Annotated in this window: 17 protein-coding genes; 7 read left to right on the top strand and 10 right to left on the bottom strand. The window is 59.6% G+C overall.

The features are described from left to right. Positions 1-44: 44 nt before the first annotated feature. Both NQ519_RS14610 and NQ519_RS14605 read left to right on the top strand, forming a co-directional pair. Positions 45-2,321, top strand: a complete 2,277-nt coding sequence (locus NQ519_RS14610; protein WP_019150417.1) for a bifunctional alpha,alpha-trehalose-phosphate synthase (UDP-forming)/trehalose-phosphatase — start codon at positions 45-47, stop codon at positions 2,319-2,321. Next, positions 2,311-4,101, top strand: coding sequence for a glycoside hydrolase family 15 protein (locus NQ519_RS14605; protein ID WP_019150418.1), 1,791 nt, complete (start codon positions 2,311-2,313; stop codon positions 4,099-4,101). Before NQ519_RS14610 ends, NQ519_RS14605 begins: the two co-directional genes overlap by 11 nt. A 52-nt stretch (positions 4,102-4,153) precedes the next feature. Here NQ519_RS14605 and NQ519_RS14600 read toward each other — a convergent pair whose 3' ends face one another. Together NQ519_RS14600 and NQ519_RS14595 are read right to left on the bottom strand one after the other, a co-directional pair. Continuing rightward, entirely contained in the window at positions 4,154-5,977 is a 1,824-nt protein-coding gene (locus NQ519_RS14600; RefSeq protein WP_019150419.1) for a RagB/SusD family nutrient uptake outer membrane protein, read from the bottom strand. Between the two features lie 12 nt (positions 5,978-5,989). Beyond that, a complete protein-coding gene (locus NQ519_RS14595) occupies positions 5,990-9,142 on the bottom strand; it encodes a SusC/RagA family TonB-linked outer membrane protein (protein ID WP_147513166.1) in 3,153 nt (1,050 codons plus the stop codon). Positions 9,143-9,522: 380 nt separating this feature from the next. Between NQ519_RS14595 and NQ519_RS14590 the strand changes: the two genes are divergently transcribed. From NQ519_RS14590 to NQ519_RS14580, 3 genes are read left to right on the top strand one after another with little or no spacing between them, the layout of a single operon-like run. Continuing rightward, complete coding sequence (locus tag NQ519_RS14590) at positions 9,523-9,930, top strand: hypothetical protein (RefSeq protein ID WP_019150421.1); 408 nt, start codon at positions 9,523-9,525, stop codon at positions 9,928-9,930. Beyond that, positions 9,927-11,243 (top strand): DUF3440 domain-containing protein, encoded by a 1,317-nt coding sequence (locus NQ519_RS14585; protein WP_019150422.1) that lies wholly within the window; start codon positions 9,927-9,929, stop codon positions 11,241-11,243. Before NQ519_RS14590 ends, NQ519_RS14585 begins: the two co-directional genes overlap by 4 nt. Further along, complete coding sequence (locus NQ519_RS14580; protein WP_019150423.1) at positions 11,188-11,742, top strand: IbrB-like domain-containing protein; 555 nt, start codon at positions 11,188-11,190, stop codon at positions 11,740-11,742. The genes NQ519_RS14585 and NQ519_RS14580 overlap by 56 nt, the downstream gene beginning before the upstream one ends. 58 nt (positions 11,743-11,800) lie before the next feature. Here NQ519_RS14580 and NQ519_RS14575 read toward each other — a convergent pair whose 3' ends face one another. From NQ519_RS14575 to NQ519_RS14540, 8 genes are all read right to left on the bottom strand, one after another. Further along, positions 11,801-13,519, bottom strand: coding sequence for a sensor histidine kinase (locus tag NQ519_RS14575; RefSeq protein WP_019150424.1), 1,719 nt, complete (start codon positions 13,517-13,519; stop codon positions 11,801-11,803). Between the two features lie 3 nt (positions 13,520-13,522). After that, complete coding sequence (locus NQ519_RS14570; protein WP_019150425.1) at positions 13,523-14,650, bottom strand: sensor protein KdpD; 1,128 nt, start codon at positions 14,648-14,650, stop codon at positions 13,523-13,525. A gap of 4 nt (positions 14,651-14,654) precedes the next feature. Beyond that, entirely contained in the window at positions 14,655-15,305 is a 651-nt protein-coding gene (locus NQ519_RS14565; RefSeq protein WP_019150426.1) for a hypothetical protein, read from the bottom strand. A gap of 327 nt (positions 15,306-15,632) precedes the next feature. Next, positions 15,633-16,202 carry a K(+)-transporting ATPase subunit C gene (locus NQ519_RS14560; protein WP_083870986.1) on the bottom strand — a complete coding sequence of 190 codons (570 nt, stop codon included), beginning with the start codon at positions 16,200-16,202 and terminating at the stop codon, positions 15,633-15,635. A gap of 15 nt (positions 16,203-16,217) precedes the next feature. After that, positions 16,218-18,260: a potassium-transporting ATPase subunit KdpB gene (gene kdpB, locus NQ519_RS14555; protein WP_026076453.1), complete on the bottom strand. Its 2,043-nt coding sequence runs from the start codon at positions 18,258-18,260 to the stop codon at positions 16,218-16,220. A 14-nt stretch (positions 18,261-18,274) separates the two neighbouring features. After that, on the bottom strand, positions 18,275-19,966 hold the full coding sequence (kdpA, locus tag NQ519_RS14550) for a potassium-transporting ATPase subunit KdpA (protein ID WP_026076454.1): 1,692 nt from the start codon (positions 19,964-19,966) through the stop codon (positions 18,275-18,277). Between the two features lie 28 nt (positions 19,967-19,994). Then, positions 19,995-20,075: a potassium-transporting ATPase subunit F gene (locus NQ519_RS14545; protein WP_044118610.1), complete on the bottom strand. Its 81-nt coding sequence runs from the start codon at positions 20,073-20,075 to the stop codon at positions 19,995-19,997. 393 nt (positions 20,076-20,468) lie between these two features. Further along, positions 20,469-21,803: a sigma-54-dependent transcriptional regulator gene (locus tag NQ519_RS14540; protein ID WP_019150431.1), complete on the bottom strand. Its 1,335-nt coding sequence runs from the start codon at positions 21,801-21,803 to the stop codon at positions 20,469-20,471. 131 nt (positions 21,804-21,934) lie between these two features. Between NQ519_RS14540 and NQ519_RS14535 the strand changes: the two genes are divergently transcribed. Both NQ519_RS14535 and NQ519_RS14530 read left to right on the top strand, forming a co-directional pair. Continuing rightward, positions 21,935-23,098, top strand: a complete 1,164-nt coding sequence (locus NQ519_RS14535) for a MalY/PatB family protein (protein ID WP_026076455.1) — start codon at positions 21,935-21,937, stop codon at positions 23,096-23,098. After that, on the top strand, positions 23,098-23,934 hold the full coding sequence (locus NQ519_RS14530; protein WP_019150433.1) for an endonuclease/exonuclease/phosphatase family protein: 837 nt from the start codon (positions 23,098-23,100) through the stop codon (positions 23,932-23,934). Before NQ519_RS14535 ends, NQ519_RS14530 begins: the two co-directional genes overlap by 1 nt. Positions 23,935-23,940 lie beyond the last annotated feature (6 nt).

Raw genomic sequence — 23,940 nt, 5'->3', positions numbered from 1 at the left:
CGTGAGTTTCCCGATGTGGCATTCCGGTTGGTCTCTTCTGCGGCATGAAACTTTTTATCGTATCCAACAGACTGCCCGTGAAGGTTTCGGAAAAGGAGGGAGAACTTCTTTTCACGCGGAGCGAAGGCGGACTCGCAACCGGGCTCGATTCATTGCAGACCCAATACGAAAAACACTGGATCGGCTGGCCGGGACTCGACGTGGGAAAAGCCGGGGACCGGCAGCACATCCGTGAAGAGCTGGAAAAACTGGACTTCCATCCCGTGTTCCTCACCGGAGAACAGATCGAAAACTACTACGAAGGGTACAGCAACAGCACGATCTGGCCCCTGTGCCACTATTTCTTCTCCTACACGCAGTACCGGCAGGATTTCCGGGAAAGCTACCGCGAAGTCAACCGGCTCTTCTGCGAGGAGGTGCGCCACCTGGCCGGTCCCGACGACATCGTCTGGGTGCAGGATTACCAGCTCATGCTGCTGCCCGGCATGCTCCGCGAGATCATGCCCACGCTCTGCATCGGCTATTTCCACCACATCCCGTTTCCCAGCTACGAACTGTTCCGGATTCTGCCCGAACGGGCCGAACTGCTGCGGGGCGTGCTGGGCGCCGACCTGATCGCCTTCCACACGCACGACTACATGCGCCACTTCATCAGCACGGCGGAACGGGTCCTGCACATGGATTTCAAACTCGACGAAACCCAGATCGGCAACCGTTTCGTGCGGGTCGATGCCCTGCCGATGGGCATCGATTACGAAAAATTCCACCGGATCTCCTCCTCGCCGGCCGTCGGGCAGCTGATCGCCCGCACGCGGGCCCACTTCGGCGACCGGAAACTGGTGCTTTCGGTTGACCGGCTCGATTACAGCAAGGGCATCCGCCACCGTCTGCACGGATTCGACTCCTTTCTGAAACAACATCCCGAATACCTGGGCAAGGTGACGCTGGCGATGGTGATCGTTCCCTCGCGCGACCGGGTCGGCTCCTACGCCGACCTGAAAACCCGCATCGACGAGGAGATCAGCGCCATCAACGGCCGCTACTCCACGATGGACTGGACGCCGGTCTGCTATTTCTACCACGGCTTTTCGTTCGAGGAGCTGGCGGCCATGTACTACGTCGCCGACATAGCTCTGGTCACTCCGCTGCGCGACGGCATGAACCTCGTGGCCAAGGAGTACGTCGCCGTCAAGGACGGCAATCCGGGCGTATTGATCCTCAGCGAAATGGCCGGAGCATCCGTGGAGCTGGCCGACGCCATCCGGATCAATCCGAACGACACGGAGCAGATCGTTTCGGCGCTCGTCCGGGCGCTGGAAATGCCCGTCGGGGAGCAGTTGCAGCGGATACGACGGATGCAGGCCGTCGTATCGGAACAGACCGTGAACCGGTGGGCCGCGGACTTCATGGCGGGACTGGCCGAAGTGTGCCGCAAAAACCGCTCGGTCAGACGGCGCCAACTGACACCCGAGACGCTGGAACAAATTCTCCATACCTACCGGCACACCGGACAGCGTCTTCTGCTGTTCGACTACGACGGCACGCTGGCGCCCATCTGCCGCCGCCCCGAGGCGGCCGTGCCGGGACGCGAACTCTACAAGGCGCTGTGCACCCTCGCTGCCGACCGCAGCAACCGCGTGGTGATCAGCAGCGGCCGCGACCGTGCGACCCTGGACCGATGGTTCGGCAAACTGCCCGTCTCCCTGGCCGCCGAACACGGCGCATTCTACAAGGAGTGCCGGGGCGGATGGCACGAAAACCTGCATCGTGCCGCATGGGATTCGGAGCTGCTGGAGCTGATGAACCGTTTTGTCGAACGGACGCCCCGTTCGCATCTCGAACAGAAACAGACGGCTCTGGCATGGCACTACCGCGAAACGGACGAATGGCTGGGAACGCTGCGGGCACAACAGCTGGTGACGGCCCTCATTCCGCTCTGCATGCGCCTGCACCTGCAAATCATGCCCGGAAACAAGGTCGTGGAGGTCAAGTCGGCCGAATATTCCAAAGGTTCGGAGGTCCGCCGTCTGCTGCGTCAGGAGCGTTACGACTTCATCCTCGCAATCGGCGACGACACGACCGACGACGACATGTTCCGGGCCCTGCCCCGGGCGGCTGTCACGGTGAAAGTCGGCGCCGCTTCGGAATATGCCCGCTACAATCTGCCGCGGCAGGCCGACGTACTGCCGCTGCTCACGACGTTCGCCCAAAACGGCCATACCGGCGGATCGGTCCGCGACACGTTCGCACGAGGGGTCCGGACCGTCTGGAAAGCCGTGAGGAACCTGCTGACCAACAAGAAATACGACGATGAAAAATAATCTCAATTACGGCGTCATCGGCAATTGCCGGACCGCCGCGCTCATCTCCGAACGGGGCAGCATCGAATGGCTTTGCTTCCCCGACTTCGATTCGCCCTCGGTGTTCGCCGCCCTGCTCGACCGCACGAAAGGCGGATCGTTCGGATTCGACGTACCCGACGGCTATGCTGTCCGGCAGAGCTACGTCCCGCACACCAACATCCTCTCGACGCGCTTCGCGTCGGACGAAGGCGAATTCGAGGTGCTCGACTACATGCCCTGTTACCGCTCGTTCGAAAAGGAACACTACCTGCCGGCGGAGCTCTACCGCTACATCCGTTTCGTGAAGGGGCGGCCCCGCTTCCGCATTCGCTACGACCCTGCCCCGAACTATGCGCAGGGCGAAGTGCGCATTCGCCGGACCGCCGGATTCATCGAGAGTTACAGCTCCGCCGACAACAAGGACCGCCAGTATCTCTACTCTTCGATTCCGCTGCAAGCCGTCGCCGGCCGCGAGGAGATCCGGCTCGAAAAGGACGAATTCCTGCTGCTGTCGTACAACGAGAAGGTCATCCCGATCGACATCGAACGCGAAAAGATCGAATATTGCCGCACGCTGGTCTACTGGCTCAACTGGACCAACCGGACCCGGCAATACACCTGCTACAACGAAGTCGTCGAACGGAGCATGCTGGTGCTGAAACTGCTCTCCTACTACAACGGCGCAATGCTGGCGGCGCTGACCACCAGCCTGCCCGAAACCGTAGGCGAAGTGCGCAACTGGGACTACCGTTTCTGCTGGCTGCGCGATGCCTCGATGTCCATCGAGACGATGTTCCGCGTCGGACACACCGGCGCCGCACGGCGGTTCATGAAGTTCATCCAGTCCTCGTTCATGTCACGCCACGACTACCAGATCATGTACGGCATCCGCGGCGAACGGAAACTGACCGAAGTGATTCTGGAACATCTCGACGGATACAAGGGCTCGAAGCCCGTGCGCATCGGCAACGACGCCTACCACCAGAAGCAGAACGATTCGTTCGGCTACCTGATGGACCTCGTGTGGCAGTATTACCGGCTGATGCCGGGCACGCTCGACGAAATCGAGGACATGTGGGAGATGGTCAAGAGCATCCTCGCCACCGTCGCCGAAGAGTGGCGCAATCCCGACAAGGGGATCTGGGAGATCCGCGGCGAAGAGCAGCATTTCGTCTCCTCGAAAGTGATGTGCTGGGTGGCGCTCGACCGCGGGGCCCGCATCGCGGCGAAACTCGGAAAAGAGGAGTTCGCGGCCCGCTGGCGCGAGGAGGCCGAAGCGATCCGCCGCGACGTGATGGAACACGGCTGGAAGAGCGAAATACAGAGCTTTTCGCAGGCTTACGGCAATCTGGCGCTCGATTCGTCGCTGCTGCTCATGGAGCCCTACGGATTCATCGCCGCAAACGACCCGCACTACCGCAAGACGGTCGAAGCCGTCCGCAAGGCGTTGTTCCGCAAGGGGCTGATGTACCGCTACAACAGCGAGGACGATTTCGGCGTCCCCAGCTCGGCATTCACGATGTGCACCTTCTGGCTCATCCGCGCGCTGTTCGTCACGGGACAGCGCAACGAAGCCAAGACACTTTTCAGCCAGGTCCTGCGATACGGCAATCACCTGGGGCTGTTCAGCGAACATCTCGATTTCGACACCAAGGAACAACTGGGAAACTTCCCGCAAGCCTATTCGCACCTGGCGATCGTCAACACGGCACTGCTTTTCGCCGAGGAGAAGGAACGGCTGGATTTCATCCGGCCATAATAACCGAAGAAGCCCGCGAACAGGCGGGCTTCCTCTTTTCAGATACATACGCTCAATAGCCGGGGGGCTGCACCATATCCGGATTGGGGTTCGATTCGAATTCCGAGGTCGGGATCGGCATGGCGTAGTTGGTGTCCTTCCAGACAATGTTCGTCTTGGCCGCTCCCGGGCCGGACACCGTCTTGTAATAATCGGCCTCCTGCTTGCCCAGGCGCAGGAACCGCACGTACTCCCACCAGCGCATTTCGCCGAAGAACTCGGCCCAAAGCTCGTAGAGCAGCGGATCGTTGGCCAGATGGTCGGTCGCATCGGCGGTCAGCGTGCGGTCGGTCAGCGACCCGTAATCGACGGGCGAGGCCCCGTCGGGCGAATAGCCGTAGGCGCGGCGCTTCACTTTGTTGACATATTCCAGCGCCGTGGCCGGATCGGAGTCTTTCAGCAGATAGGCGTACATCAGGTAAATCTCCGGCAGGCGGATGAAATAGATGTTGTAACCGGCGACGTTGCGCGTGGCGTCGGCCAAATGGCCGTCGAGATAGTTGTATTTCCGCACGGGCCAGCCGTAGAAGGTCTCGGGGTCGTTGCCCGTGTTGGGGTCCATCTCCCACCATTTGTTGAACTCCACCTGCGCGACCTTGCGGTAGGCATTCACGCCGTCGATGGTCATCTGCACCGAATCGACGAAGGGTTGCAGCGAGCAGATAAAGAGCCGCGGATCGGGCTCTCCCGGCTCCCACCTGCCCAATTTCTTCCGGTGGGCGAGCTGCTGATCCATATACTCCTCGCTGAGCGAATAGCGCAGCGAACCGTCGGGCTTCGTTTCCGAGAGGACGTGCCCTTCGGCGAGCGGCGCGGCGTCGGTGTAGCCGAAGCGCGGCAGATTGCGGTCGTGCATGTACTGGTTGCCGTAGGACATGGCCGTCCGCGTGCTGTCGGGAGCGATGCAGAACGGCGGGTAGTAGAGCGAAAGGGTCGAACCCGTATTCTGATTGCCATAGGCCGAACCGTTGGTCGGATCAGCCTTGTTGGCCATCTCGTAGAACGATTCGCTGTTGAACTCGTACTCGTCGTAACCGTTGAACATCATGCGGTAGCGTTCGAACGGCTCCAGCGTTTTGCCGCTGTTATGGATACAGTCTTCGAGATCGGTCTTCGCCTTGTCGTTCTGTCCCGCGAAGAGGCACGCCTTGGCCCGGAAAGCCTTGGCCGACCAGACGGTCACGCGGTGGTTGTCGGTCTGCGTGAGAAGCCCCACGGCCCGGTCCAGATCGTCGATGATGGCCTGGTAGCAGGCGCCCGTCTTCGCGCGTCCGACGTACATCTCCTCCAGCGTCTTGGGAACCTTGTCGATGATGGGAATGCCCACGCCGTCCATGTCGGGCTGACCGTAGAGCGACAGCATGTGCCACCGGTAGAAGGCCCGGAAGAAAAGACATTCGCCCTCATAATTGTCCAACGATGCCGCCTCGGACGCCGGAGCGGCGGCCCGGTAGGCGTCGATCTCCTCCATGACCGTATTGGCGTAGTAGACACCCATGCTGAGTGCCGTCCAGGGGTCCGTCACCTTGTTGTTGCCGGTCTTCACGGCGCCGGAGCAAATATCGACCCATCCCTGATCGTTGTGCCATTGGAGGTCGATGGTGTGGTCGAGGCAGTACATGACGTATCCGGCCCAGTAGTTGCCCAGAAAACACCAATGGTGCTGGGCGCCGTAGACCGAGTTCACCAGCAGGTCGATGTGCCCGATCGACGTGGGGAAATTGCCCTTGGAGAGCGAATCTGGATCGTTCAGGTCGAGGTAATTCGTACAGGAGACCGCCAGTGCCGCACAACCGGAGAGGGCGGAGATTCGAAGATATGCAATCAGTTTTTTCATGTCGGGAAACGGTTAAAAGTTCATGTCGAGTCCGAACGAGATCATCTTGGTCTGCGGATAGGTGCTGCCGTAATAGATGCCGTAAGCGGTCTTGGTCGTCGTCGAGAATTCGGGGTCGAGGCCCGAGAAATCGGTGAAGGTGAGCAGGTTGCTGGCCGATACGTAGATGCGGATGCGGTCGATCTTCGCCTTGCGCGTCCACCGCTTCGGGAAGGTGTAGCCCAGCGTGATATTCTTGAGTTTGAGATACGAGCCGTCCTCGACGAAATAGTCGGAATAACGCTGGTAATTGTAGTTCGGGTCCTTGACCGGAGCGTTGCCGTTGGCCGGGTCGGGCGTGACGATGCGCGGCCGCGAAGTCAGCCCGTTGCCCAGGAAATAGGAGGCTCCGAAGACATCGGCCGTGGTGTTGGAACTCTGCTGCACGCTCTCGGTGTAGGACCTCGAAAGGTTCATCACGTCGTTGCCCGCGATGCCCGTGAAGTCGGCCGAGAAGTCGATGCCGCGCCATTCGAGCGAGATGTTGAACCCGTACTGCACCTTCGGCCAGGGATTGCCGATGAAGGTGCAGTCCTCGTCGTCGATCGTGCCGTCGTTGTTCAGATCGACGTATTTCAGGTCACCGATGCCCGTCAGCCGCTGGTGGTAGTAGTCGTGGCCGTTGGCCTGCGCCTTGGCGTTGAGTGCGTCGATTTCCTCCTGCGAGGTGATCATCCCGTCGGTTTTCAGTCCCCAGAACTGGCTGATCGGCTGCCCGTTGACCGTCTTGCAGGGACTCGGGCCCGTGTTGGGATGCCCGCCGCCGCCATAGATATAGGCCGTGGGAAGGCCCAGATCGACCACCCTGTTGCGGTTCTGCGAAACGTTGCCGCTGACGGCATAGTTGAAATAACCGATGTTGTTACGGTAGCTGACCAGCAGCTCCCAGCCTTCGTTGTCAATGCGGCCGATGTTCACCGGCATCGTGCTCATCGCAGTCAGTCCGCCGCCCATCGACGTAATGCCCGCCGAATTGGGGGTCGAAAGGGCGTAGATCATGTTTTTGGTGATGCGCTGGTAATAGTCGAACGAGAACGAGAGGCGGTTCCGGAAGAGATCGAGGTCCAGACCGACGTTCGTGTTGTAGATCGACTCCCACTTGATGTCCTCGTTGATGACCTTGATGTTATTGTAGCCGCCGACGGCCGTGGTGCCGTCGAACGAATGCACCGTCACGTTCTGGAACGCCGCCATGTAGGCGAACTTGTTCAACGCCTGGTCGTTGCCCAGGATTCCCCAGCTGAAACGCGGTTTGAGCGAGGTGATCCACTGCTGGTTCCAGGACTTGAAGAAGGGCTCCTCGGAGATCTTCCACCCCACCGACACCGACGGGAAGACGCCCCAGCGGTTCTTGGGGCCGAATTTCGGCGATCCGTCGCGGCGGAAATTGACCGTCAGCAGGTAGCGGTTGTCGAACGAATAGTTCAGGCGGCCGAACTGCGAGAGGAAGCGGTCTTCGCTCAGGGCGCCCGAAGCGGTCTTGTTGATGTTCGTCGAGAGTGCGAACGACAGCGGATCGTTCACCGGGAAACCGGTCGCCGTGGCGCTCAGGTCGGCGAAATGGGCGTTCTTGGCCTCCCAGCCGAGCATCGCCTTGAAATCGTGGCGTCCGAACTTGCGGGCATAGGAGAGCGTGGCCGTGAAGGTGTACTGCTCGTCGTAATTGAGCGCCTTGGTGTAGCTGTCCTTCGAGGGCGAACGGCCGAGGTTGTTGGGCTCGGAATAGTTGTCGTCGTAGCCGCCGCCCAGCTGGGCCGACCCCGTGAGGTTCAGTTTCAGCCCCTTGACGATCTCCCAGTCAACGAAAAGGTCGGCGTTGGCCAGCAGGTCGGACTGCTTCTGATGCTGGAGCGCGATGACGGCCACGGGATTCGAACCGTCGAAGTCGATCCCCGAAGGAACCGCCGCATAGCCTCCGTCCTCGTCGTAGACGTTCATGTAGGGAATCGAGACCCAGGGGAAAGACTCCGTGTAGGGATTCCCGCGCAGACGGGCCAGATAGATGCGCGTGCCGACGGTGACGGAGTTGTTCACCTTGTAATCGACGTTCAGACGGGCCGAGATGCGCTCCCAGTAGTTGTTCATCTGAATCCCGTTCTCCCGTTCGTAAGCCCCCGAAAGGTAGTAGCGGAATTTCTCGCTGCCGCCCGTCAGCGAAAGGTTGTAGCTCTGCTCGATGCCCGACTGGTAGATCTCGTCAACCCAATCGGTATTCGGAAGCGACGCCGGATCGGACCAGATCGGATAGTTCTCGCCCAACGCCTGCTTTACGCGGATATAGTCGGTCGTGCCCAGCAGATCGTACATGTCCGTATATTGCCAGACGCCGACATGGCTGGTGAACGAGAGTTTGGGCTTGGCGTTGAAACTGCCCTTCTTGGTCGTGATGAGCACCACGCCGCCGGCCGCACGCGAACCGTAGATCGCCGCGGCGCTGGCGTCCTTGATGACCTCGATGGACTCGATGTCGTTCAGGTTGTAGTTGCTGTTGTTGTCGCAGGCCACGCCGTCGATGACGAACAGTGGATTCAGTCCGTTGATCGACCCGACACCGCGGATCACGATGTCCGAACCGCTGCCCGGCTTGCCGCTGGTCTTCGAGACCATCACGCCGGCCACCTTGCCCTGCAAAGCCTCGGCCACGGAACGGGCCGGAACGTCCTTGAAATCATCCGCTTTCACGGAAGCGATGGAGCCCGTCAGATCCGATTTCGACTGCGTTCCGTACCCCACGACGACCACGTTGTCCAGCTGTTCGGCCTCTTCTTCGAGGACGATCTTCAATTCATCGCGGTTCAGCACCGGGAGTGTCAGGCTCTTGTAGCCGACGTAGGTGATGAGCAGGGTCGAACGTGCGGGCACCGTCAGCGAGAAGGAGCCGTCCGGACCGGTGATCGTACCGCTCACGGTCGGAGCATCCTTGACGACAATGGTGGCGCCGATCAACGGATTGCCGTGTTCGTCCGTCACCTTGCCGGAAACGGTGCGTTCGGCAGGCCGCGCCGCCTCGACGGCCGTGGCGGCCGCGGGTTTCTCATCCGCACGCGCCGACGCGGAAAGACAGCACAACAAGAGCAGGAGGACGCATGTCCGCCTGCCCGCAAGAGAGGAGTAGCATCTTTTCATAAATCGGATTTGAGTTTGTCCGGACCCGGCTCAATCGGGATGCCAAAGCAGGAACGAAGCGGCGAATCGACTGAAAATCAAAGTCCTGCTGCGGGGAACTTTCTCCGCAGCGTGTGGAAGAGCTCTACAAGAGTGTGGAAAAACTCCACACTCCGGATGTGGAAAGCTCCGGCCCTCCGCCCCGATACCGCGGACCGGTTCGGCGTCGCCAGCCTCTGTTCCGCTTCGGAAGGAGGCCATCGAAGCCCCGGCGGCACACGCTTCGAACCGGAAAATTTGAGAAAACGACCGATATTCCGTATCTTTGTAAAGATCGAATGCGTATTTAATACATTCGGTCCCAGACATATAACATTCGGTCGTTTTATAACCTTTCGGATATGACAATCGAGAAACTGGACGGCACTTCGCCCCGCCTTTATACACTCGTCGCTCCGCTGGTCATGCGACGCAGCGTGCTGCGCCAGAACAGTAACTATCCGTTCTGGACCTCGCGTGCGCATACGTGGTTCGTCGCGTGGGAAGGCGAGACCGTCTTCGGGTTCATGCCCGTGGAGATCACCGACGGCGGAGTGGCCAAGATCAACAACTACTACGTTTCGGGCGACGATCCGCAGCTGCTGTCGCGCTTCCTGCGCGAAATCATCCGATACTACCACCGCGACTATACGATACGTTCCGTGACGTTGCTCCGCCACGCCGAGGTGTTCCGCACCGAGGGCTTCGTCCCCACGAAGGAGTGGACGCAGTACGTGACGATGCAATACGGGAAAAAACGGCAGCCATGAACGTCTACGAGCGGACACAGCGGCGGTTGAAAACGGTCTTCGACCTTTTCGACAACATCTACGTCTCCTTTTCCGGCGGCAAGGACAGCGGCGTGCTGCTCAACCTCTGCATCGACTACATTCGGCGTCACGGACTGCGCCGCCGGATCGGCGTATTCCACATGGATTACGAAATCCAGTACCGCGACACGCTCGACTACGTGGACCGGACGCTGGCCGCGAACGCCGACATTCTCGATGTCTACCGGGTCTGCGTGCCGTTCAAGGTCCAGACCTGCACCTCGATGTTCCGGCAGTACTGGCGGCCGTGGGAGGAGTCGAAGCGGGACATTTGGGTGCGGGAGATGCCCGAAGGATCTCTCACACGGCGCGACTTCCCGTTCTTCACCGACGAAATGTGGGACTACGAATTCCAGAACCGCTTCGCCGAATGGCTCCACGCACGCAGCGGCGCGGCGCGCACGTGCTGTCTGATCGGCATCCGCACGCAGGAGAGCTTCAACCGCTGGCGCACGATATACAGCGACCGCAACCACCACCGCTTCTCGGACAAACGGTGGATACGCCAGCGGACCGGCAAGGGCATCTGCAACGCCTACCCGCTCTACGACTGGCTGACGACCGACATCTGGACGGCGAACGGACGTTTCGGCTGGCCCTACAACCGGCTGTACGACCTTTTCTACCGGGCCGGCGTGCCGCTCGACAGTCAGCGCGTGGCCAGTCCGTTCATCTCGCCGGCCATCGCCAGCCTGCACCTCTACAAAGCCATAGATCCGGACATGTGGGGACGCATGGTCGGCCGGGTTGACGGAGCCAATTTCGCGGCGCTGTACGGCAGGACGACGGCCGTCGGCTGGCAGTCGGTGCGTCTGCCGAAGGGAATGACGTGGGAGCGTTACATGCACTTCCTGCTCTCGACGCTCCCGGAGCCGACGCGGCGCAATTACCTCGAAAAACTCTCTGTGAGCATCCGCTTCTGGCGCGAAAAGGGCGGATGTCTCTCCGAAGAGACCATCGCCAGACTGCAAAAGGCCGGCATCCGCATCGAAGTCGGCGACAAAAGCGCCTACCGCACCGACAAGCGTCCGGTGCGCATGGAGTATCTCGACGACACGGACCTGCCGGAATTCAGCCAGCTGCCCACGTTCAAACGCATCTGCATCTGCATCCTGAAAAACGACCACGCCTGCAAATACATGGGTTTTTCGCCCAACAAGAGCGAAACGCAGCGCCGCAGGAAAATCATGGAAAAATATGAATCGCTATTACGAACATCCGACCGAGAAGAACTTCCGGAGCCCTGTCTATAACGTCCGCGCCGTACCGGTGGAGAAGATCGTGGCGAACAGCTACAATCCCAATGTCGTGGCGCCGCCCGAAATGAAACTGCTGGAACTGTCGATCTGGGAAGACGGCTACACGATGCCGTGCGTCTGCTATTACGACGCCGAAAGGGACCGTTACGAACTGGTGGACGGCTACCACCGCTATCTGGTGCTCAAAACCTCGAAGCGCATCTACGAACGCGAACGGGGGCTGCTGCCCGTCACCGTGATCGAAAAGGACCTTTCGAACCGCATGGCCTCGACCATCCGCCACAACCGGGCGCGGGGAACGCACAACGTCGAGCTGATGAGCGAGATCGTCGCCGAACTGACCCGCGCGCGGATGTCCGACCAGTGGATCATGCGTCATATCGGCATGGACCGCGACGAACTGCTGCGTTTGAAACAGATCACGGGCCTCGCCGAACTCTTCGCCGACAAGGAGTTCAGCCTCGGCGATGCCGACGAAGATGCGGCCGAATGATCAGCTCTGCGGCATGCGCCCCACGGCCCCGAACCGTTTCGGCGGAATCCTGACCGGATCAGGCGGGTAACAGAATGGAAAAGCGGCTGCCCTTGCCGATCTCGCTTTCGACCGAGATCGTTCCTCCGTGCGCCTCGACGAACTCCTTCGAGATCGCCAGCCCCAGCCCGCTGCCCTGCACCTTGGTCCCGGGAACGCGGAAATAGCGTTCGAAGATGCTCTTGTGGTAGCGCGGGTCGATGCCGCGGCCGAAGTCGCGCACGTAGATCTCCACCGCCTTTTCACGCTGCACGGCGCCGATGATGATGCGCGATTTCTCGGGCGAATGGTGGATGGCGTTCGACAGCAGATTGGTGATGACCCAGGCGATCTTCTCGTTATCGACGAAGAGTTTCGAAATCTTTTCGGGATAATCGATCTCCACGAAGCAATGGAACCGCTCCGCCAAGATCTGAGTGGCGTGCACGGCATAGTCGATCAGCTCGACAGGTTTCACGACCTTGGGCATGAGTTTGAGCTTTCCCGACTCGACCTGCGTCATGTTGAGCAGTTCGCCCGTAATATTCAGCAAACGGTCGCTGCTGTCCTTGATACTGCCCACAAGCTGTTTCTGCTCGTCGTTGAGCTGCCCCAGCCGGGTGTCGCCCAGCAGTTGCAGACTCATCAGGATCGAGGAGATCGGGGTTTTCATCTCGTGCGAAACGGTCGAGATGAAATTGGTCTTGGCCGAATCCAGTTCCTTGTATTTCGTCACATTGTTCAGCACGATCAGGTTGCCGATGAACTGTTGCGCCGTACTGCCTACGGGCGTAATGTAAAGTGGCGTATTTTCCACCTGAAAATAGCTCTCCTTGTTGTCGGCATAGATTTTCAGCGGTTGCTGGTCATCTTTTTTCTCTTGTTCGCCGTAAAGTTCGCGGACAAGACGCCGCAGCAAGTCGTTCGAAAGCGCGACTTCCGTCGCATTGCGTCCGACGACATCCTCTTTGAGATTCAGCACGGAGAGAGCCTCGTTATTCATGAACAAGATATTGCGGGACGAATCCAGACCGATGATCGGTTCATGCAGCGTATTCACGATCGCTTCGACGCGGGTCTTCGCAGTCATCAGCTTGTCAAGTGAACTGCGCCGGTATTCGTCCAGCCTGGCGGCCATGTCGTTGAACGACTGCGCCACCTCCCCGAACTCCCGGTCGTCGCCGAAATCGAGCCGCTGATCGTAATTGTGGTTGGCGATCTGCGTGATCCCCTGCTTCAGCCGGTCGATGGGCCTCAATACGATCGCCGGGAAACGAATCAGGAAAATCATGGCCAGTAAAACGCAAAGTACGGAGACGATCGTCAGCGACCACATCGCATCCGCAGCCCTCGTCGCCGTATCGGAACTTTTCATGCGGATCGAAGTCATGTTCAGCTCCATGATCCGATAGAGATCGTCCCGAATCAATCTGATCTCAGTATCCGTCATGCTGTCCGTCAGCGCCGCAATCTTATCGCCCAGCGCCGCAGTGACTTCCCGCTCGTTGGCTTCGGTGATGTTTTCCCGCTGCAATTCGAGGCTGCGGATCAGGGTCTGCCGGGAAGCGGAATCCCGGGAGATGCGATCCAACGAGCGCAGCATATCCTTGGCATAATGCAGGGAATTATAATTGTCCGCGAGAATCTCCTTCGACGACTTCGACAACTGCCGCACATAACTGACGGACTGAATGCCCAGCAGCAGAATCAGGGCGAACAGGAATCCGATACCCAATGTCAATCGGTAACGCAGTTTCATAAATTACGATAAAATGGTTAAGTCAATATTCAAACGCGACAGGCGGTTCAGCAGAAAGCGCAGTCGTATCGCCGTAACGATCAAAGAATAAAGGGAAAACTCCGGCTTGCTGATACAGACGTTGCTGATCTTCCTGTTGATACACGCCTCGACAATCGTATCTATATGCCGGTTCGAATGCACGCGCATCACCTCGCCGCCCAGTTCCTGCGCCAGATTGAAATTGTTGATCAGGTAGCGTTGCCGCGCCAGCGGAATCCGATCCGGAGCCTCCCGGTCGCTCTGGACGTAGAGAACCGTGAATCCGGCGTTGAGATGCGTGGCCATACGCGCCGTTTTGCGGATGACCTTCCGGGCCCGCTTCTCGCTGCTGTCGATCACCGCCAGGATGCGGCCATGCAGCTGCGCCGTATTGACGACCTCGTTTTCAACTTTCTTCTCCACACGGAGCGCCACCTCTTTCAGCGCCAGCTCGCGCAGCTGAAGGATGTGCTCCTGCCGGAAGAAGTTGTTCAGGGCCGTCTGGATTTTTTCCGGCTTATAGATCTTGCCCGCTTTCAGACGGTCGATCAGGTCCTCCGCCGTCAGGTCGATATTCACCACCTCGTCGGCCATCGCCAGCACGCTGTCCGGAACCCGCTCGTGAACCTCCACACCGGTAATCTCCTGAACCTGTTCATTGAGGCTTTCGATATGCTGGATATTGATTGCGGAAATGACGCTGATCCCCGCATCGAGAATCTGCATCACGTCCTGCCACCGCTTGGGATTTTCGCTTCCTTCGATGTTGGTGTGGGCCAATTCGTCAACGACGACGATCTCCGGATGCAGGTTGACGATCGCCTGCGCGTCCATCTCTTCAAGCTCCTTGCCCTTGTAAAAGAGCCTGCGCCGGGGAATGAACGGAAGCCCCGCTACGAGGGCTTCCGTTTCCGCACGGCCATGCGTTTCAACATATCCGATACGCACATCGACACCTGCGTCGAGCAACTGGTGCGCCTCCTGCAACATGCGGTAAGTCTTGCCCACGCCGGCACTCATGCCGATATAGACCTTGAACTTGCCGCGATGCGACTCCTTGATCAGATCGAGAAAGTGCTCGGCGCTCCTCCGGGTGTCATGGGTATCCATACAGCTACATTCTGAACGAGAATCCGCCGACAAAGTTAACATCGTCGAGAGCGGGATTCCAAATCAAATTGGTGAAAATTCCAATTTTCATACCGTCGGCACCCTTGATGTCCCAGGTTTTGCCGGCATTGAGGAAGACATTCTGTACGTAGAAATCGCGGTCGCCGCAGTTATAGGTCGCGGCAGCGTTCCAGGGAACCATACCCACGCCGGCTTTCATGTCGATCGTCTTCACCGTGAAAGGACAGGCCACCTCGAAATAGGAAGCATAGGCGCGTTCTCCCTTATGGTTCCGGTCGGCGGCGCCGAACAGAATCGTGTACCACGACAGCGTGAAAGGCAGTTTCTCCGATACGACCCAGCTGGCACCCACCTCGATGCGGTGGGGAGAACGGCTGTCGAACACGAAATAGCGGTCATCGTCATGTCCGGTCCAATAAAGGTCGGCCACCGAAAGCGTCACGGGCCCCAGCTGGTAGGCCAGCGTGAGATCCATCTCCTTATAGCCGCTGTCGCTGAAATCAACCGACCCCCAGGCCGTCACCGAGAAGTTTCCGGCCGTCATGGTCAACGCGGGTTGCAGGGCCGGGCCCGACTCCCTGACACCGCGCCAGTAATACGAACTTACGAGATCGGAACCGCCGCCGAACGACACTCCTTCGTTTCGGGCGGCAACGTGATTCGTTCCAAACAAGGCCGCAGCGGCCAATGCTCCGAGTAAAATGCGTTTCATAAATTTTCAAATAGGTTTCTTCTTGTTCGATTCGAATTATTTTTCGTCCGTTGCGCCCCGAAACCCGTCTCCGGGTCCGGGCGTACGCGACGGGAAATGCTTGTTTTGCATGGTCCGACTTACGAAAGCCGGAAACCGGCCGAATTGTCAAATCAAGTCCGTGACCAGAAACACGACCAAAAATACGATCAACACGATCAGCCAGCGTCTGGCCGGTTTATCCAGCTTTTCCATAAGTTCCTCACGCTTTTATTCGTTCTGTGCGGTGTCCAACGCCACGTTCAGCTTCAAGACATTGACCTTATAGGTGCCGAAGAGTCCGAGCCACGGTTTGCAGACATTCTCTTCGACGATCTTCTTCACCTCGGCTTCCGACATGCCGCGGGCCGCAGCCACACGGCGGATCTGCACCTCGGCGCCGCGGATCGAAATGTCGGGATCGAGGCCCGAACCGCTCGCGGTCACCATCTCGGCGGGAACCTCCTCGCGCGAGAGGTAGGGATGGGCGGCGAGGAAAGCGTCGATGCGCTCCTCCACCTGGGCCAGATATTCGGGATTGTTCGTGCCCTTGTTGCTGCCGCCCGAGCCTTCGCCGTTGTAGTCCACGTTCGAAGGACGCACCCAGAAATAGACACTGTCCGTGAAGACCTGCCCCACGTTGGCTGCCCCGACCACCCGGCCGTTATAGGTCACCACGGGAGCCTCACCGTCATTGGGCGATGCCACCCACGCCACGAGGCGCAGCACCAATACATAACCGACGAACAGCACGACGCACATCGCCAGCGTTATCCTGATTGAAATCCAAAGATTTTTCATAATTCAAGCAATACGTTAAAAGAACACACTTACCAACATGTCAATCAGCTTGATGCCGATGAACGGAACGACAATGCCGCCCAGGCCGTAGATGAAGAGGTTGCGTCGCAGCAGGGCCGAAGCTCCGATCGGTTTGTAGGCGACGCCGCGCAGAGCCAGCGGAATCAGCAGCGGAATGATGACCGCGTTGAAAATCACCGCCGAGAGGATGGCGCTTTCGGGCGAATGCAGGTGCATGATGTTCAGCGTCTGCAACGCCGGAATCGAGGTGATGAACAGCGCCGGAACGATGGCGAAGTATTTGGCCACGTCGTTGGCGATAGAGAAGGTCGTCAGCGTACCGCGCGTCATCAGAAGCTGCTTGCCGATCTCGACGATCTCGATCAGTTTCGTGGGGTCGTTGTCCAGATCGACCATGTTGCCCGCCTCCTTGGCGGCCTGCGTGCCGCTGTTCATCGCAACGCCCACGTCGGCCTGCGCGAGCGCCGGGGCGTCGTTCGTACCGTCGCCCATCATGGCCACCAGTTTGCCGGCCCGCTGTTCGCGGCGGATATACTCCATCTTGTCCTCGGGCTTGGCCTCGGCGATGAAGTCATCGACACCTGCCTGTTCGGCGATATATTTGGCTGTCAGCGGATTGTCGCCCGTCACCATCACGGTCTTCACACCCATCTTGCGCAGACGTTCGAAACGCTCGCGGATACCCGTCTTGATGATGTCCTGCAATTCGATGACGCCCATGATCCGTTCGTTCTCGCAGACCACGAGGGGCGTCCCGCCGTTCTCCGAGATCGTACGCACGATCTTCTCCACTTCCGGCGAGAATCCGTTGCCCGCTTTTTGCGCGATCGCACGGATAGCCTCCGAAGCGCCCTTGCGGATGCGGCGGCCGTCGGGCATGTCCACGCCCGAACACTTGGTCTCGGCCGTGAATTTCACCATGCGCACGCCTGCCAGATCGGTCTGACTGAGCCGGAAACCGTGTTCGCGCCCCAGTTCGACGATGGATTTGCCCTCGGGAGTCTCATCGGCCGCAGAGGAAAGGACGCAGAGATGGAGGAACTCCTTGGGATTCACTCCGTTCGCAGGATAGAACTCGGTGGCCTTGCGATTGCCGATGGTGATTGTGCCGGTCTTGTCCAGCAGCAGCGTGTCGATGTCGCCGGCGGTCTCGACGGCCTTGCCCGACTTGGTGATGACGTTGGCTTGCAGGGCGCGGTCCATGCCGGCGATGCCGATGGCCGACAGCAGGCCGCCGATGGTGGTCGGGATCAGGCAGACGAACAGCGAGATGAAGGCCGCGACGGTGATGTTGGCGCCCACATAGTCGGCGAAGGGCTTGAGCGTGGCGCAAACGATCACGAAAACGAGCGTAAAGCCCGCAAGCAGGATGGTCAGCGCAATCTCGTTCGGAGTTTTCTGACGCGAGGAGCCTTCGACGAGGGCGATCATCTTGTCGAGGAAACTCTCGCCCGGCTGTACGGTCACTTTCACCAGAATACGGTCGGAGAGCACCTTCGTGCCGCCCGTGACCGAACTCTTGTCGCCGCCCGCCTCGCGGATCACCGGGGCCGATTCGCCCGTGATGGCGCTTTCGTCGATCGACGCCAGCCCCTCGACAATCTCGCCATCGGCAGGAATGGTGTCGCCGGCAACGCATTCGAACACGTCGCCCTTGCGCAGCGCCGAACTGCTGACGATATGCGACTGTCCGTCCTTCTCAATACGTTTGGCAGGGGTCTCCTCACGGGTCTTGCGCAGCGAATCGGCCTGCGCCCTGCCGCGCGCTTCGGCGATAGCCTCGGCGAAATTGGCGAAGAGCACCGTAGCCAGCAACACCAGGAAGATCACGATATTGTAACCCAGCGAACCCTGCGACGTGTTCCCCGTCACGGCGATCCAGACGATCAGCAGCAGCATGACGAACGTCACGACCTCGACGGTGAACATGATCGGGTTCTTGATCATCGCCCGCGGATCGAGCTTGCGGAACGACTCAACGAAACTTGCGTTTACAAGCTGTTTGTTGAACAACGAATTATTTACTCGATTTTTCATTTTTCAAATCCGAATTAGAAACTTAAATAATCGGCGATGGGACCCAGAGCCTGTGCCGGGAAGAACGAAAGGGCGGCCACGATGATGATGACGGCGAAGGTCATCAGCGAGAAGGTGAACGTGTCGGTTTTCAGCGTTCCGGCGCTCTCGGGAATGAATTTCTTCGAGGCGAGGAGGCCGGCGATGGCAACCTGGCCCACGATCGGGAAATAGCGGCCCATGATCAGGGCGATGCCGGTCATGATATTCCAGAACGGCGTGTTGTCGCCGAGTCCCTCGAAGCCCGAGCCGTTGTTCGCGGCGGCCGAGGTGTACTCGTAGAGCATTTCGCTCAGTCCGTGGAACGAGGGGTTGTTCAGCCACCCTATTTCGGGGTTCGCGGCGGCCACGGCGGCGGAAATGCCCGTACCGACGAGAATTAGGAAGGGATGCATCAGCACGACCAGCGTGGCGATCTTCATTTCGCGCGCCTCGACCTTGTGGCCGAGGAATTCGGGCGTGCGGCCCACCATCAGTCCGCTGATGAAGACGGCGATGATCAGAAAGGCGAAGTAGTTCATCCACCCCACTCCGACGCCGCCGAACCAGCAGTTGATCTGCATGTTGAGCATCTGCATCATGCCGCTGAGCGGGGTCTGCGAGTCGTGCATCGAGTTCACCGAGCCGTTCGACGTGACGGTCGTCACCATGCCCCACATGGCCGATGCGGCCGAACCGATGCGGATCTCCTTGCCCTCCATCGAGCCCAGATCCTGCGCAATGCCCATTTCGTCGATATTGGGGTTGCCGCCCATCTCCTGCGGAACGGAGACGAAAATACCTGCCGTGAAGGCGAAGAGCATCACGCCGAAGATCCAGGCGGCCAGCTTGCGGCGACGGATGTAGAAGCCGAAAGCCCAGACCATCGCCATCGGGATAATCAAAATCGACCAGCACTCCAGAATGTTCGTGAAGGCGTTGGGATTTTCGAGCGGATGCGAGGAGTTGACGCCGAAGTAACCGCCGCCGTTGGTACCCAGCTGTTTGATCGGCACGATGGCTGCCGTAGGGCCCTGCGAGATGACCTGCTCGGCGCCTTCGAGCGTCGTGATGGTCTGTTTGCCGTCGAACGACATCGGAGTGCCGTTGATCACCAGCAGGATGCCGACCAGAAGCGACAGGGGCATCAGGATGCGGGTCGTGCTCCTGACCAGATAAACCCAGAAATTGCCGATGGCTTTCGTGGTCTTCGCCGCCAGCGCCTTCATGATGCCGGCCATGGCGGCCATGCCGCACGCCGCGGTGATGAACTGGAAGAGCATGATCACGAACAGCTGCGTGAAATAAGTGAGCCCGCTCTCTCCGCTGTAATGCTGCAAGTTGCAGTTGACCATGAACGAGATGCAGGTGTTGAACGCCAGATCGGGCGTCTGGTTGGCATTGCCGTCGGGATTGAGCGGCAGCCAGCTCTGGCAGCAGAGCAGCACCATGCCCCAGAAGAACCAGAAGAGGTTGACCATCAGCAGAGCCTTGAGGAACTTCTTCCAGTCCATATCCTCGCAGGGATCGATGCCGCAGACCTTGTAAATGCCCCTTTCGAGCGGAGCCATGAAGTCGAGCCAGGTGCGCTCGCCGCGGTAGACTTTGGCGATGTAGCGCCCCAGCGGATAGCAGAGCACCGCCAGAGCCACCCATTGCAAAATCACGCCTAAAATTTCCGTATTCATTTATTCGCTTTTTTTACGGGTCAGACAATCAGAATTTTTCGGGTTTTACGAGCACGTACATCAGATAGATGAATCCGACAATGCTCAGAATAAGCAGTCCTGTAAACATTTTTCCTTCAGATTTTTTCGAACCAATCCACACATTTGAAATAGAACCAGTAGCACAACGCCCCCAGGGCGCAGAGCAGAATGAAAAGTACGATTGCGTTCATCGCTTCGTTTTTTTTGAGTTAGACATCATTTTTACATAACCGCACAGCATCCGGTCCAGCAGCAACATGGCGCCGCAAAACAGCGCGATCAGCAGTATGGTTATCAAAGTTGCCATGTCGAATTCCTCGTTCGGTTTGCCCGGATAGCATACGAAGGCGGTGCCAAAACCGCAGTTTCGGATGCAAGTCGCTCTCGGATAACCGGTTGCGATTTTTCGATGCGCACGAAAAAGGAGGGCCGCCCTATCATTTTGATAAGGCGGCCCTCTCGAAATGAAAAGCCCGGAGGGTTATTTCACCCCGTAGCTTTCGAGTTTGCGGTAGAGCGTGGCGATACCGATGCCCAGCAGACGGGCGGCTTCGGCCTTGTTACCCCCGGTGTGGTCCAGCACCCGGAGAATGTGGCGGCGTTCGAGGTCTTCGAGCGTCAGCGAATCGGGCGCACAGCCGACGGCCGCCGTGTGAAACTCGGGGGCGAGGCAGTCGAACGTGAGACTGTTGCCGTCGGCCATGATCATGCTGCGCTCCACGACATTGCGCAGTTCGCGGACGTTGCCCGGCCAGGGATGGCGTTCGAGGGCCGCGATGTAGCGGTCGTCGATCGTGTCGATGCGTTTGCCCATTTTGGCAGCGAACTGCGTCGCGAAGAAGCGGACGTATTCGGGAATGTCGCCCCGACGTTCTGCCAGCGGCGGCAGCTGGATACGGAAGACCGACAGCCGGAAAAAGAGGTCCCCGCGGAAACCGCCTGCGGCGATCTCCCGTTCGAGGTCGCGGTTCGTGGCGGCGATCAGACGCACATCGACCCGCGTGGGGCGTGTTTCGCCGATCTTGATGAACTCCCCGCTTTCGAGCACCCGCAGCAGTTTGGCCTGCAATTCGGCAGGCATCTCCCCGATCTCGTCGAGGAACAGCGTGCCTTTGTCGGCCTCTTCGAAGAGTCCTTTCTTATCTTTGGCGGCTCCCGTGAAACTGCCTGCACGGTGGCCGAACAGCTCGCTTTCGAGCAGCTCCTTCGAAAAGGCCGAACAATTGACCGCGACGAAAGCCTCCCGGGCCCGCGGACTGGCGTGATGAATGGCCTGGGCGAAGACCTCCTTGCCGGTTCCCGTTTCGCCCGTGAGCAGCACCGAGGTGTCCGTGGCGGCGACCTTGCGGGCCAGTTCCACGGCCCGGCGCAGGGATTCCGAACGGCCGATGACCCGGTCGAACGAGTGCTGTTCGGACAGGGAGTCGTCGATGCGGGCCAGCCGCCGCTGCATCCGGGCCTTCTCGACGGCACGGCTCAGCAGGGGCAGAATCTTGTTGTTGTCGTCGCCCTTGGTGATGTAGTCGAAGGCGCCGTTCTTGATGGCCTGCACCCCGTCGGGGATGTTGCCGTAAGCCGTCAGCAGGATGACTTCGGCCGACGGTGCGGTCTCCTTGATCTTCGCCACCATCTCGACGCCGTTGCCGTCGGGCAGCTTCACGTCGCACAGCACCACGTCGGGATCGCAGCGGCGGAGCGCTTTCAGCCCCGAGGCGCAGTCCGCGGCTTCCGTCACATCGTACCCTTCGAGCGAGATGATCCGGGCCAGCAGCCCGCGCAGCTGTTGTTCGTCGTCGATAATCAGAATCTTTGCCATAGTCTTCGAGAGTCGTTCCCGGCACAAATATATATCATTTCAGCGACACCCCGCCATCGCGCGGAACGAAAAACGGAAATAAAAACAGCCGCTGAAACCTTCGGTGGCAATTCTGCGTATTACATAGTATGATGAACTACGATTTCGACGAACCGATCCCGCGGCGGGGCACGCACTCGCTGAAGTGGGACGAGAAACCCGCCGACGACATCCTGCCGATGTGGGTGGCGGACATGGATTTCAGGACGGCCCCGGCCGTCGTCGAGGCACTTCGCCGCAGGGTCGAACACGGCATCTTCGGTTATGCGAAGGTCCCGGAGAGCTACTATGCGGCAATTACGGGCTGGTTCGCACGGAGGCACGGATGGGCTCCCGCGCGCGAATGGATACGCCCTGTGACCGGCGTGATTCCCGCCCTCTCGGCCATCCTCCGGGCGCTGACCCGCCCGGGCGACAAGGTGCTGATGCAAACTCCCGTCTACAACCACTTCTTCATCTCCGTCGCCAACAGCGGCTGCGCGGCCGCCGAATGCGAACTGACCTGCCGCGACAACACCTACACGATTGATTTCGACGCTTTGGAACGCACGGCCGCCGATCCGGCGGTGAAGCTGATGATTCTCTGCAATCCCCACAACCCTGCGGGGCGCGTCTGGACACCGGAGGAACTGCGGCGCATCGGCGAGATCTGCCTGCGCAACGATGTCTTCGTCGTCGCCGACGAAATCCATTGCGAGCTCATCATGCCCGGATTCCGCCATACGCCCTTCGCCTCGCTTTCGGACGAATTCGCACGCCGCTCGGTCACCTGCACCTCCCCGAGCAAGGCTTTCAACCTCGCAGGACTGCAAGTGGCCAACATCTTCGCCGCGGATGCCGCAATCCGGGAGCGCATCGGCCAGGCGCTCGCGCTGAATGAAACGGGAGAGATCAGCCCCTTCGCCATCGAAGCCCTTACGGCGGCCTACGACGAGGGCGCCGAGTGGCTCGACGCGCTCAACGCCTATCTCTACGAAAACTACCTCTTCCTGCGGGACTTCCTCGCCCGGGAACTGCCGCAATACCCCGTGCTGCCCCTCGAAGGCACCTATCTGGCGTGGATCGACTGCCGCGCCGCAGGCATGACCTCGGAGGCGCTTGCGGCGCGGCTGCTCGCCGACGGACGCCTCTTCGTCAACCCCGGGTCGATCTACGGCGCGGCGGGCGAGGGATTCATCCGCCTGAACATCGCCTGCCCGCGGACGCTGCTGGCCGACGGGCTCGAACGACTGAAAAAAGCACTAACTCTACGATAATGAAAAAAACCGCACTTCTGCTGCTCCTCGCAGCCTGTTTTTCCATGCCGGCAATCGCCGGCGACGGCCCGCGGCCGATCAAACTGATCTCCTACAACCTGCGCAACAGCGGCGCCCGGGACGGCGACAACGCCTGGATGAAACGCCGCCACGCCACGCCGCAGATGATCCGGCAGGAGGCGCCCGACGTATTCGGCGTGCAGGAGGGGCTGATCGACCAGCTGCAATACATCGACACCGAATGCCCGCAGTACGCCCGTGTCGGCGTGGGACGCGACGACGGAGCCGAAGGCGGCGAGATCATGGCGATCTACTACCTCCGCGACCGCTTCGAGTTGGTGGACAGCGGCACGCTGTGGCTCAGCGAAACCCCTGCCGAGGTGTCGCGGGGCTGGGACGGCGCCTGCAACCGCACGATGACATGGGTCGAACTGCGCGACAAAAATTCGGGCAAGGAGTTTTTCTACTTCAACACCCACCTCGACCACCGCGGCAAGATCGCCCGCGAAGAGTCCGTCAAACTGATCGTCGGCGAGATACAACGCATAGCAGGCCCGAAGGGCACGGCCGTGCTGGGCGGAGATTTCAACACCCCGGTTGACAGCCCGATCTTCAGACCGCTGGCCAAATACATGAAATCGGTCCGCGACAAGGCGCCGAAGACGGACGGCAAAGGGACCTTCAACGGATTCGGCTCGGCCCCCGACACGATCGTGATCGACCACCTCTACTGGCGGGGCAAGCTCAGGTGCCTGAGTTTCACGACGCTCGACGGCAACTACGGGGCGCCGTTCATCTCGGACCATTACCCGATCGCCATGACCTTCACGCTGTGAAACAAG

The sequence above is a fragment of the Alistipes senegalensis JC50 genome (genome assembly GCF_025145645.1).
GTDB lineage: Bacteria > Bacteroidota > Bacteroidia > Bacteroidales > Rikenellaceae > Alistipes > Alistipes senegalensis.
This window is presented reverse-complemented; position numbering and strand designations above follow the sequence as displayed.

What these genes read in the sequence shown, in the direction of transcription:
- NQ519_RS14610 (WP_019150417.1), top strand. Translation starts at nt 45, where the DNA reads ATGAAACTTTTTATCGTATCCAACAGACTGCCCGTGAAGGTTTCGGAA.
- NQ519_RS14605 (WP_019150418.1), top strand. Translation starts at nt 2,311, where the DNA reads ATGAAAAATAATCTCAATTACGGCGTCATCGGCAATTGCCGGACCGCC.
- NQ519_RS14600 (WP_019150419.1), bottom strand. Translation starts at nt 5,977, where the DNA reads ATGAAAAAACTGATTGCATATCTTCGAATCTCCGCCCTCTCCGGTTGT.
- NQ519_RS14595 (WP_147513166.1), bottom strand. Translation starts at nt 9,142, where the DNA reads ATGAAAAGATGCTACTCCTCTCTTGCGGGCAGGCGGACATGCGTCCTC.
- NQ519_RS14590 (WP_019150421.1), top strand. Translation starts at nt 9,523, where the DNA reads ATGACAATCGAGAAACTGGACGGCACTTCGCCCCGCCTTTATACACTC.
- NQ519_RS14585 (WP_019150422.1), top strand. Translation starts at nt 9,927, where the DNA reads ATGAACGTCTACGAGCGGACACAGCGGCGGTTGAAAACGGTCTTCGAC.
- NQ519_RS14580 (WP_019150423.1), top strand. Translation starts at nt 11,188, where the DNA reads ATGAATCGCTATTACGAACATCCGACCGAGAAGAACTTCCGGAGCCCT.
- NQ519_RS14575 (WP_019150424.1), bottom strand. Translation starts at nt 13,519, where the DNA reads ATGAAACTGCGTTACCGATTGACATTGGGTATCGGATTCCTGTTCGCC.
- NQ519_RS14570 (WP_019150425.1), bottom strand. Translation starts at nt 14,650, where the DNA reads ATGGATACCCATGACACCCGGAGGAGCGCCGAGCACTTTCTCGATCTG.
- NQ519_RS14560 (WP_083870986.1), bottom strand. Translation starts at nt 16,202, where the DNA reads ATGAAAAATCTTTGGATTTCAATCAGGATAACGCTGGCGATGTGCGTC.
- kdpB (WP_026076453.1), bottom strand. Translation starts at nt 18,260, where the DNA reads ATGAAAAATCGAGTAAATAATTCGTTGTTCAACAAACAGCTTGTAAAC.
- kdpA (WP_026076454.1), bottom strand. Translation starts at nt 19,966, where the DNA reads ATGAATACGGAAATTTTAGGCGTGATTTTGCAATGGGTGGCTCTGGCG.
- NQ519_RS14545 (WP_044118610.1), bottom strand. Translation starts at nt 20,075, where the DNA reads ATGTTTACAGGACTGCTTATTCTGAGCATTGTCGGATTCATCTATCTG.
- NQ519_RS14540 (WP_019150431.1), bottom strand. Translation starts at nt 21,803, where the DNA reads ATGGCAAAGATTCTGATTATCGACGACGAACAACAGCTGCGCGGGCTG.
- NQ519_RS14535 (WP_026076455.1), top strand. Translation starts at nt 21,935, where the DNA reads ATGAACTACGATTTCGACGAACCGATCCCGCGGCGGGGCACGCACTCG.
- NQ519_RS14530 (WP_019150433.1), top strand. Translation starts at nt 23,098, where the DNA reads ATGAAAAAAACCGCACTTCTGCTGCTCCTCGCAGCCTGTTTTTCCATG.